General features: G+C 50.5%; 8 protein-coding genes. 3 read left to right on the top strand and 5 right to left on the bottom strand.

The genetic code is table 11. From position 1 onward, the window contains the following. The coding region (locus tag VN105_RS04325; RefSeq protein ID WP_325638284.1) for a DUF1080 domain-containing protein at positions 1-724 on the top strand (724 nt) is incomplete at its 5' end. Between the two features lie 54 nt (positions 725-778). Here the strand turns inward: VN105_RS04325 and VN105_RS04320 are convergent. The 5 genes from VN105_RS04320 to VN105_RS04300 all read right to left on the bottom strand — a co-directional run bounded on the left by VN105_RS04320 (position 779) and on the right by VN105_RS04300 (position 5,912). Further along, complete coding sequence (locus VN105_RS04320; protein ID WP_325638282.1) at positions 779-1,801, bottom strand: MlaD family protein; 1,023 nt, start codon at positions 1,799-1,801, stop codon at positions 779-781. 3 nt (positions 1,802-1,804) lie between these two features. After that, positions 1,805-2,578 (bottom strand): ABC transporter ATP-binding protein, encoded by a 774-nt coding sequence (locus VN105_RS04315; RefSeq protein ID WP_325638280.1) that lies wholly within the window; start codon positions 2,576-2,578, stop codon positions 1,805-1,807. Between the two features lie 2 nt (positions 2,579-2,580). Beyond that, positions 2,581-3,375, bottom strand: a complete 795-nt coding sequence (locus VN105_RS04310) for an ABC transporter permease (RefSeq protein ID WP_325638278.1) — start codon at positions 3,373-3,375, stop codon at positions 2,581-2,583. 239 nt (positions 3,376-3,614) lie between these two features. Further along, on the bottom strand, positions 3,615-5,672 hold the full coding sequence (locus VN105_RS04305) for a TonB-dependent receptor (RefSeq protein WP_325638276.1): 2,058 nt from the start codon (positions 5,670-5,672) through the stop codon (positions 3,615-3,617). Between the two features lie 93 nt (positions 5,673-5,765). Continuing rightward, positions 5,766-5,912, bottom strand: a complete 147-nt coding sequence (locus VN105_RS04300; protein ID WP_325638275.1) for a hypothetical protein — start codon at positions 5,910-5,912, stop codon at positions 5,766-5,768. Positions 5,913-6,332: 420 nt separating this feature from the next. Here VN105_RS04300 and bla point away from each other — a divergent pair, with 420 nt between their 5' ends. Then, on the top strand, positions 6,333-7,067 hold the full coding sequence (gene bla / locus VN105_RS04295) for a BlaB/IND/MUS family subclass B1 metallo-beta-lactamase (RefSeq protein WP_325638274.1): 735 nt from the start codon (positions 6,333-6,335) through the stop codon (positions 7,065-7,067). A 79-nt stretch (positions 7,068-7,146) separates the two neighbouring features. Next, complete coding sequence (locus VN105_RS04290) at positions 7,147-9,630, top strand: YfhO family protein (protein WP_325638272.1); 2,484 nt, start codon at positions 7,147-7,149, stop codon at positions 9,628-9,630. The last annotated feature ends 13 nt before the right edge of the window (positions 9,631-9,643 follow it).

The following is a 9,643-nucleotide window of genomic DNA, read 5'->3' as shown; positions in this document are numbered from 1 at the left end:
GCGCCTGATAAATTCCTTTATGAAAAAATACCTTTTCTCCGCCTTCACCATTGCCGCACTGCTGGGTTGTATGGCCAACGTACACGCACAAACGCGCAGCCTGTTCAACTTTAAAGACCTCAGCGGCTGGCATGCTGACGTTCCCGCTATGGATAAAGACCCCAAAGTGAAAAGCCCGTTCATTATAAGGAACGGCGTTTTCGTGAGCCTGGCCAATCCACAAGGGCATATTATTACTGATGCAGGTTATGAAAACTTCCGCCTGGAAGTACAATATCGCTTCCCTGCCAAACCCGGTAACTGCGGCGTACTGGTATTCGCTTCTACCCCGCGGGTATTGTATGATATGTTCCCGCAATCCATTGAAGTACAGCTGCAGCATAACGATGCCGGCGACTTCTGGTGCATAGGGGAAGATATTACCGTACCAGATATGGAAAAGCGAAGAGGTCCCAAAAGCGAATGGGGTGCTGTAGATGGCAAAAAGCGCCGCATCATTAATCTTACTGATAATTCCGAGAAGCCGCTGAAGCAATGGAATACCATGATCATTGAATGCGTGGGCAACGCCATTAAAGTATGGGAAAACGGCGACCTGGTCAACTACGGTACCAATGCCACTGCCGGTAAAGGACAAATCGCACTGCAGGCAGAAGGCGCTGAAGTGGAGTTCCGAAAAGTGGATCTTACCCCTATAACTGCTTTCTCCGAAAACGGTCATTGATTTATTACTGTTGCCGGGCGGGGCGTTTACATGGCGGTAACAACACTATTGTCACTATTTCTGCGCCTGGCGTTCGGCCTTTTCTTTTTCTTTCTGGGCTTTTCTTTCCCGTTTGGCCTGTTTGCGGAAATAGCCGCGGAACAGGAAGTTGTTTCTCAGCGCCAGCATATTGGTATCCAGTTTCTGTGTGCTGCTTTCCAGGTTGTAAATGGTTTCCTTAAAGGCGTCTGCCAGCAGGGTATCTTTCAGGAGCATGCCTACCGGCGCTTCGGGGTCATCAAGATTGGCGCGTACGCCCTGGCTGGCAAAGCGCAGGTCTTCCACTGTTTTGTTGGCATTGAAGGCCGCACTGTTCATTTCGGCAACGGCTGTACGAAGTTGTGCAAATACTACCGTGTCTGTTACCAGGTCGTTGGACAATACCCCTTTTGTTTGCAGTTTGGCTGCATATAAGGATAAAGCCCCGGTAAGACGACGGGTGTTCACTACGGCGTCATTCAGGCCGGCCATGGTGGTATTCAGGTTTTTGTAAACGGTATCGTCTGTGAGTAATTTGCCTAATGTGCCTTTTCCATCTACAATGCCTTTGGTGATCACTTTCAGGTTATTGGTGATTTCCACCAGGCTTTTATTGTTTACCTGGAGGGTGCTCATGATCTCTTCGGTACTCAGGCCGCTTACCACGTGGAGCTGATCGCCGTCTTCAATTACCGGCATATTGGGGGTACCGCCGGAAAGCATTACGATCTTGTTTCCCATCAATCCTTCGGAACTGATTCGGGCTTCCACATCTTTATGAATGAACTCCTGCGAGGCTTCATCTATATTCATGACCACCAGGATCTGGTTGGTCCTCACAAAACTGATCTTCTTCACAGTACCTATCTTTACCCCGGAATACAGGATATTCCGGCCTACTGATAAGCCGTTCACATCTTTAAAATAGGCCTTCACCTGGATGGACTTGCTGAATAGTTTCTGTTGCTTGCCCAGCATCATTACTGCGGTTACAAAAATGGCGAGTCCTACAAATACAAAGATGCCTACAATAACGGCGCGTTTTTTTCCTGCTTCCATAACTTACTGTATAAAATTATAGTCGTAAAAACTTTTAATAAGTCCGTCCTTCTCATTAAATACTTCTTCAAAACTTCCCTGCCGTATAAATTTTCCTTCATCCATTACAGCTACCCGGTCGCCTACCTCTTTGGCGCAGGTAAGATCGTGCGTAATAATAATAGAGCTGGTATTGAACCTTTCCTGTACGGCCACGATCAGTTTATTCAGTTCCATACTGGTAATGGGGTCTAAACCGGCCGTGGGCTCATCGTACAGCATAATTTCCGGCCGCAGGATGAGGGTACGGCCTATGCCTATTCTTTTCTTCTGGCCGCCTGATAATTCGGAGGGCATCTGGTTAATGGTTTCCGGCAAGCCGATAGCATCCAGTACAATATCGATGGTTTTACGGATCTGTTCTTTTGTCATTTCCCGGTTGTTGCGTTTCAGGGGGAATGCGAGATTTTCTCCTACCGTCATACTATCATACAGCGCGCTGCTTTGAAAGGAGAAACCTACTTTGAGGCGCAGGGCGCGCAGGGCAGCGTCTTTGAGCTGCTCTACCTCTTCCCCCAGTACATTTACCGTACCGGCATCCGGCATCAGCAGTCCTATAATAATTTTTATCAGCACCGATTTACCTGTACCGGAGCGGCCCAGTACTACTACGTTCTCTCCTTTATGCAGATCGAGGTCGATCCCCCGTAAAACATGCTTCTCCCCGAAAGATTTATAGAGGTTCCGGATACTGATCACGGTTTCATTCATATCTATCTGGTGACCATTTGTTTTCATGACTAGCGGATGGAATTAAACACGTGAACAATAATTACTTCTTCTATAAAGATGAGGAACATGGATACAATTACCGATACATTCGCTGCTTTACCCACACCCGTGGTACCCTGGCTGGCATTAAAGCCCTGGTAGCAGCTTACAATGCCAATGGTAAAGCCATACAGGATAGCTTTGGTAAGCGCCGTGGTATAATCCAGGAAGGTGATCTGCGCAAAGGCGTTATCAAAAAATGATACCAGGCTGGTTTGTTCATGGGCGTGTACATCAAAGTAAGAACCCAGGCAGCCAATGAGGGCGTTGTAAAACATGAGCAGCGGCAGGCAAACCGTCATGGCGATAACGCGGGTCACCACCAGGTAACGGAAAGGGTTAATGGCAGATACCTCCATGGCGTCGATCTGTTCTGTTACTTTCATGGATCCCAGTTCTGCGCCGATGCTGGACCCTACTTTACCGGCGCAGATCAGCGCGGCAATGAGCGGCGCCAGCGCGCGCACTACTGCAATAGCTACCAGCGACGGCAGCCAGGCCGTAACCCCGAACTCCGATAAGGTGGGACGCGATTGCTCTGTGAATACCACGCCGGTAATAAACCCCGTTACCGTAACAAGGGCCAGCGACTTATACCCCACCTGGTAACACTGACGCACAAACTCTCCCCATTCGATCGGGGGCCGGAAGGCTTCCCTGAAAAAACGGGCAATGAAGACGGCGATGTAATAGAACTGGAGAAAAAAGCCATCAATTTTTGCGGTTATGACCGGCTTATCCGATTTTCCGTTGGTAGAATTCATCTTCTTGTAAATGCTTACCCACTTATTACAATTCTATGCCGCTTTTGTTAAACAGGGAGATGTTAATGTCAGGCCCCGCTTTGATACGGATTTTTGGCCGGGGCGGCTATTATGTGAGTAATACAGCGTGAGGATGTAGCTGCCCAATACGGCCAATATGTTCCCCAACTGCATAAAAAAATGCAGCGGGATTTTGTCTGACTCACTGATTACGCTGATGATACTGATTTGTTTGATGACTATAGCTGCATGCTGATTCCCCCGAAATAATTCCGTCCAGGCGCCGGGTTGTAGTAACGTCCGCCAAATGCATTGAGATCGTTGCCCAGGCTGTAGTTTACGTTCAGCAGGTTATCGGCGCCTGCCCGTATGCGGATGTTGCAACGGGAACGCAGCGGCAGTTTCCAGCTCACATTGGCCTGCAACAAATGATAGCCGCCGGCAAAAGCGGTGTTGGCGTCGTTCAGTGGGATGCTGCTGGTATAAGTATGTTGTGTATATAAGGATACCGCTGCGGGGAACTGCCATAATAAACTGCTTACCAGTACATGTTGCGGCACACCGGTGAGTGCGTTCCGGGAATAGTCTTTCCCATCGGCGCTTTGGTAGTGGCTGAACCGGAAATCGCTCAGCGTATATCCTTCCTGCCATTTAATACCGCGTAATACGCCGTGGCGGGCCGGTTTCATCAGCCACCACATGCCCTGCAGCTCTATGCCTTTTTGCTGCACGCCGCCGGCGTTGATGAAATATTCCTCGCCGCTGTTGTGCTGCCGGAGTACAATGGCGTTTTGCATTTTATAATAAAAGAACGCGGCATCCAGCATGGCCCGGTGGTTACGGGTGCCCGCCCTTACGCCCGCTTCATAGTTCCAGCCGGTTTCCGGCTGCAGGGCGGTATTGATCACGTTATCGGATGCACGAACTTCCGCCGTAGCCGGCGGGGAATAGCCCCGGCTTACTGTAAGCCGGCCTGTTACCTGTGGCGTAAACAGGTACGAGAGCGAGAAGCGCGGCATCAGCTGGGGAGTGAAATTTATTTTCGTGTGGCCGTTGCTGTTGTAGCTGTAGCCATAGTAATTTAAACTGGCGGCAGCCTCCAATGTAAAGGCATTTATATTGGCCTGGAAGCGGGTAAAGAAAAAGTACTGGCTGGCTTTCAGTTTATCCGCAGCAATTACCGTATCGCGTTTGCCCTGTTTGTTACCATAATTAATGACATCGGTGGTGGTTTGCTGCCACTCTGCCCCGTTCAGCCATTTCCACTGGAAAATGGAGGAACGTTGCGGATCGTTGGTCCACTGCAGGTAGGTGCGGAAGCCGGCGGTGTTTTCGTCCCGGGCCTCGTAGTTGGTGATAAACGGGTTTTCGAAATGGGTAGTGGCTCCGAATACCGACAATACATGTTGCAGGCGTGGGGTGAACTGCGCTTCGTGGATCAATCCTCCCTGGAAGGTACGGTTATAGATGCCGGCCTTTTGCTCCACGGCGCCGGGAGTGGCGGGCGTGCCCGGCCTGGCCGCACGGGGATTGGCTTCGCTTTGCGCCAGGGTGAGTCCTCCCGGGGTGAGGTACGACAGGTCAGAATAAAACGCCAGCAGCTTCAGTGCGTAACCGGGTTTGTATTCCCAGCGCTGGGCGGTTTGGGTATACGATCGTTTCATGGCGGTATTTTCCCGGTAGCCATCTGCCCGCTGGTAGCCCTGGAACACTTGTACCTGGTAGTTGTTGAACTGTTGCTGCCAGGCCACGCTGCCATGGAACAGGCCGTAGCTGCCTCCCTGCAGGTTCAGCTGCAAACGGGGCGTGTCTGCCGCCGGGGGGAAAAGATCGAGCCGTACCACGCCGCCTGAGTTGGCGCCAAAAAGACTGCCATCCGGTCCTTTCAGGATTTCGGCGCGACTCACAGCGTCCGCGTCTATCAGGTTGAGATAAGTATTACCTCCGGCATCGGTAAGCGGGATATCATCTGCATAAATTTTAATATTCCGGATGCCAAAAGGAGAACGGAGCAAACTACCCCGGATGGATAAACGATAACTGCCGGGCGACCTTTCCTCCATTCGTATACCCGGCACCGTGTTAATGGCCGGCAGCAGGGAGCCGCCCTGCTGAAGCTGCATATCGGCGGGCGAGAGGATACTCACGGCGGTGGGTACACGCTGCAGCGAGGCTTTCGAGTAATAAGACTGCACCACCACCTCCGGCAGTTGTTGCAGGGTGTCCTGGGCCTTTAGCCCCGGGGAAAAGGATAGCATGGTAAATACAATGCCCGCAGGCAAAACGTTCATTCGCATGTCGGTAGGTCTTTATCCGCCACAGGCGGCGGTCTTCTTCCGGCTTAAGATATAAATATTTCTGCGAAAGCCCCGGCTATTTGTGGGGAACCGTTATACGCCGGTTTTGGTGGTAATCCTCACCTGGTGGGTATTGAACACCTGTGAATACGGGGAACGCTCTTCGTGGTAAAAATGCTGCCGCCAATGATATTGCCTTGCCCGATCACTATGTTGCAGCCCTGATGGTGCTGCGTGCATAGATGGTTACATTGTATTCACACCGGCACATCCAGCCGGGTGAGCCGGTTGGCGATACGGTATAACGTGATGGCATATCCCGCCGGGTAAGACACGATCACCTCGTTTACACGGGTGGCTGCCGGGTCGTATTTATGTATTTAGTTGCATCCAGGCGCAGGTGCTGACAAATGATTATCACCGAGTTGTAAAAGTTGTTTACAATTTCTTCTATAGACGCCTCCCGTGGGTCAGGGTAAACTTAGCAGGATGTTTTCCAGGTCGGTCTGATTCTTTTTCAGGAGGTTTGTTTGGAGAGATGATTGCCCGGGAATAAAAAAAACGCCGGGTCGTTCAGCCAGGCGATGGCATCCCGTGCCGCCGGGGCAGGATAATCTTTTAAAGAAGATAATTGGTAGTTTTGCGGCTCATCGGTTTTTTATGAGAAGAACAATTTTTGCTTTCATCTGCCTCCTGCTGACAGCCGGAGGCGCAACTGCACAGAACGGACGCACTTTCAGGATCAGTACCGCGCAGCTCACCGGTATCGTGTATGTATATACGTCTTACGGCCAGTTCAACAACGTGGTGTACCCTACCAACGGCATATACATCGTAACAAAGAATGGCGTGGTGGTAATGGACACTCCCTGGAGCGAGGATCAAACCCAACAGCTGGTGGATACCATTATGAAAAAGCACCACCGGAAAATAACGTATTGTATTGTTACCCATTTTCACGCCGACAGAACCGCGGGCCTCGACCTGTTCAAAAAGCTGGGCGTAAAAACCTACAGCAGCGTTGCCACACTGGATATGTGCAAGCGCACCGGGGAAAAACAGGCGCAGTATACTTTTACCAACGATACCACTTTTACGGTGGGCGGGCAGCAGATCACTACATGGTATCCCGGTGAAGGACATACGAAAGATAACATTGTGGCCTGGCTTCCTGCCACTAAGGTTTTGTATGGCGGATGCTTTATTAAAAGCAGCCAGGCAAAAAACATCGGTTACACCGCGGACGGCAATGTGAAAGAATGGCCGGCCAGCATAGCACGGATGAAAGAAAAATTTCCTCACCCGGCCTATGTAATTCCCGGTCATGATGCATGGCACGGCAGCGGCGATGCCATGCTTTCCCATACTTTGGAGCTGTTGTCCCAACAACAATAATTACTTAAAGTAAAACTTCAAGTAAGCTTATCCACTTACATCAATCATCCTTTGCAATATTTATGAAAACCAGACAATTATGAAGTCCAGACGAATTAAAGCTTTAATTCCACATCTTGGTGCATTGCTGCTGTTTGTGGCCCTGGCATTTGTATTTTGCAGCCCTGTACTGGAGGGTAAACAGCTGTTGCAATCGGACATGGTTCACTATAAAGGCATGCAAAAAGAAGCGGGCGATTACTATGCTGTTACCGGCGATATTCCCCTGTGGACCAACAGCATGTTTGGTGGTATGCCTACCTATGTTATTTTTACCGGGCCTTCTGTAAATAAGATCGGTGTTCTGAACCGGGTGTTTGCTTTATACCTTCCCAACCCCGTGGATATGTTTTTTGTGCTGATGATGGGTATGTATGTATTGCTTTGTATACTCGATTTCAAATACTGGATAAGAATAACCGGCGCTATTGCCTATGGTTTTGCTACGTTCACCATTACCAGTATTGATGCGGGGCATATTACCAAGGTGATGTGCATGGCTTATATAGCGCCCATACTGGGTGGTATTATCCTCGCCTACCGTAAGCAGTACCTGGCCGGCGGATGTTTAACCGCCCTGGCTGCAGCATTGCAGATCTATAACAACCACCCGCAAATTACCTACTATACCGGCATCATGGCCATATGCCTGGCGGTGGCGGCAGGCATACAGGCCTTCCGGGAAAAACAGCTGCCGGCTTTTTTTAAGGCTTCTGTGATATTGGTACTGGCGGGTATCCTGGCCATGTTACCCGCCATGGAAAACCTGCTGCTCATGAAGGAGTATACTCCCTATACTATTCGCGGGAGCCAGTCGGAGTTAACCACCAGCCAACCGGGCAAACCGGAAAAAAAATCCGGTGGCCTCGATATTGCTTATGCCTTCCAGTGGAGCTATGGCAAGGGAGAAACATTCACGATGCTGCTGCCCCACCTGGTGGGTGGAGCTTCCGGCGAAAAGCTGTCCACCAGCTCACATGTGTACCAAACCCTCACCGATATAGGCGTACCGCCTGTTAAAGCAGCCGAAGCTGTGGAGCGCCCTTCCTGGCAATTATACTGGGGCGGGCAGCCTTTTACCGGCGGCCCCGTTTACATAGGCGCTATTATTTGTTTCCTGTTTGTGTTGGGACTGTTCATTGTGAACAGCTGGCATAAATGGTGGCTGGTGGCCGCCACGCTCATTGGCATAATGCTTAGCTGGGGATCAAATTTTCCCGGGGTGAATAACTTCCTCTTCTATCATCTTCCCCTATACAACAAATTCCGGGCGCCTACCATGGCCCTGGTGATACCGCAGGTAACTATGGTGATCCTTGCCTGCTGGTCCTTACAGGAGTTATTATATGGTAAGCAGACAAAAGCCTGGCTGCAACAGCACCTCCGCATGGCGCTGTATGTAACCGGCGGCCTGGTACTGCTGCTGGCCATTGGCGGCAGCATGCTGTATACGTTCAATGGTCCGGGTGATGGTAACTTCCTGGCCCGCTACACACAAATGCTGGGCGGGGAAATACCCGCCGCCAGGTTGCTGAATGCCCTCAAACAGGACCGCAGCAGCATTTTGCGGGCAGATGGCATCCGCGCACTCGTATTTATTTTAATTGCCTTCGCTGCGCTCTGGTTCTTCCTGAAAGAAAAATTAAAACCGGGATACACCATAGGGATCATTGCTTTCGCGGTATTGTTCGACCTGTTCCAGGTAGATAAAAATTATTTGAATGAAGACAGCTTCATGGAAGCATCCAACCTGGAAAATTACATCGCCCCTTCCCCGGCTGATGAAATGATATTGCGGGACAAAGATCCTTACTACCGCGTGCTCAACGCTACCACCAATCCTTTCCTGGATGCCAATACCAGCTACTTCCATAAATCGGTAGGCGGGCAAAGTCCTGCTAAATTGTGGATCTATGAAGACCTGATCGAACACCAGCTCACCAAAAACAATATGGCCGTGTTCAATATGCTGAATACCCGCTACTTTATTGTACCGGACCAGCAGAGCGGGCAGCCAGTGGCGCAACGCAACCCCGGCGCGCTGGGGAACGCCTGGTTTGTAAAAGCCATTCAATGGGCGCCCAACGCCAATGCTGAAATGAAGGCGCTGGATCACTTCAACCCCGCCGATACCGTGATCATTGACCGGCGCTTTCAGCAAACGGCCGGCGCTTTTACACCTGTGGCTGATAGCAATGCGCATATTACACTCAGCAAGTACGGCCTCAACGAACTGACATATACCGCGGTAAATACGGGCAAAGGACTGGGCGTATTCTCGGACATTTACTACCCTGCCGGCTGGAAAGCCTTTATTGACGGGAAAGAAACGCCTATACTCCGGGTGAACTATGCCCTGCGCGGACTGGTGGTACCGGCAGGTAAACATGACATTGTTTTCCGGTTTGAACCGGCCACCTTCTTCCTGGGAAGAAAGATCTCCGCCGTTTCCTCCATCTTATTGCTGATGTTGGTAGCGGCAGGATTTATCATAACCTGGTGGAAACAGGAGGCCGCCACCTGATAAAAAGAAAAGT

Origin of the sequence: Chitinophaga sp. (assembly GCF_035564935.1) — a bacterium.
GTDB lineage: Bacteria > Bacteroidota > Bacteroidia > Chitinophagales > Chitinophagaceae > Chitinophaga.
This window is presented reverse-complemented; position numbering and strand designations above follow the sequence as displayed.